At 41.9% G+C, this 1,232-nt stretch carries 1 pseudogene; it reads left to right on the top strand.

The annotated features are described in order from the left end of the window. A pseudogene (locus tag HT693_RS00100) lies at positions 1-1,232 on the top strand (PspA/IM30 family protein); the annotation flags it as partial.

Here is a 1,232-nt window from a genome sequence, read left to right as displayed (position 1 = left end):
CGAGAAAATTCAACAGTCTCCTTTTAGTTTTGGTTTTGTGTTTGATAATCTAGATCCCTATCTTTCAAAGTCCGATATTGGGACAACTTGGACTCTCTCGTTTGATTATAAACTCGATGAAGTTGATGGTTCTTTTCCTTTCCGCATGATGCATAATGGTGGGAATGGCTTTGGTATAGAGGGACAAACAAAGTCCACTGCGACTAGGGAGTGGCAGCGATTTAGGCTTACAGGTCCGGTATTTTTTAAAGAGGATGCGCCCTCTGAATCCAAGCTACAGATGATCCTATTCAATTCAGATTTAGGATACGGAGGAACTCTTTTCATTCGTAGGATTAAACTTGAAAAAGGTACCCTAGCGACAGACTGGAGTCCAGCGCTTGAAGACACCAATGGTCTCATCACACAAGCTAAGGCTAGCTTTGAGCGAACAGCGCAGGAATTGCGAACGGATTTGTCGGCTGTTCAGGCCTATGTTGCTCAAGATGGTCAAAGACAGGAAAGCTTACAGCGCTATACTCGTGAGGAGAGCGCGAGACAAGCAAGAGCAGTTCGTGAGCAGATATCCAGAGATTATGTAGGGAAATCAAGCTATCAAGAAGACGTGGAGGGGATTCATCGGAGAATTGAAGGAGTTAAAACGAGTGCGAATAGAGAAATAACTAGCCAAATAGCTAGCTATCGTCAATCTGCCGACGGGACATTTAGGGATATTTCAAGCCAAATAACAACTTATAAGCAGGATATGACCAGGAACATTGCGAACCTATCCCATCAACTGGCAGGTAAGGTAGAGACTACTGACTTCCAGCGTGTTAAGGAAACCAGTGAACTTTACGAGCGGATTTTGGGCAATACTGAAAATGGAATTGCGGATAAGGTTGCTCGCATGGCTATGAGCAATCAACTGTTTCAGGTTGAGGTTGGGAAATATAGTGTAAGCGGCCCTAACCTCATTAAGAATAGTGATTTTAAAAATGATACGAATAAATGGGGCTCAACTCAAAATTTAGGAAGATTGGTTAAGCATAGCTTTTATCACAACGGGCAGAAAAACCTTATGCGTTTAAGCAATGCAACTAAAAACAAAAACTTTTTGTCTAGTCACCGTTTTAATCTTGAACGAAATACTGACTATGTACTGAATTTTAGAGGATTTAACAACAGTGCTCTAGCAAGCTATGATGTTTATATTTTGGGACGAAGAGCAGACGAGAGCGATGGATTCACAA

The sequence above is a fragment of the Streptococcus sp. 2154 genome, from assembly GCF_013277255.1.
Classification (GTDB): Bacteria; Bacillota; Bacilli; order Lactobacillales; family Streptococcaceae; genus Streptococcus; species Streptococcus pseudopneumoniae.
The sequence above is the reverse complement of the archived record's forward strand: the minus strand, read 5'-3'. Positions and strand labels throughout refer to the sequence as shown.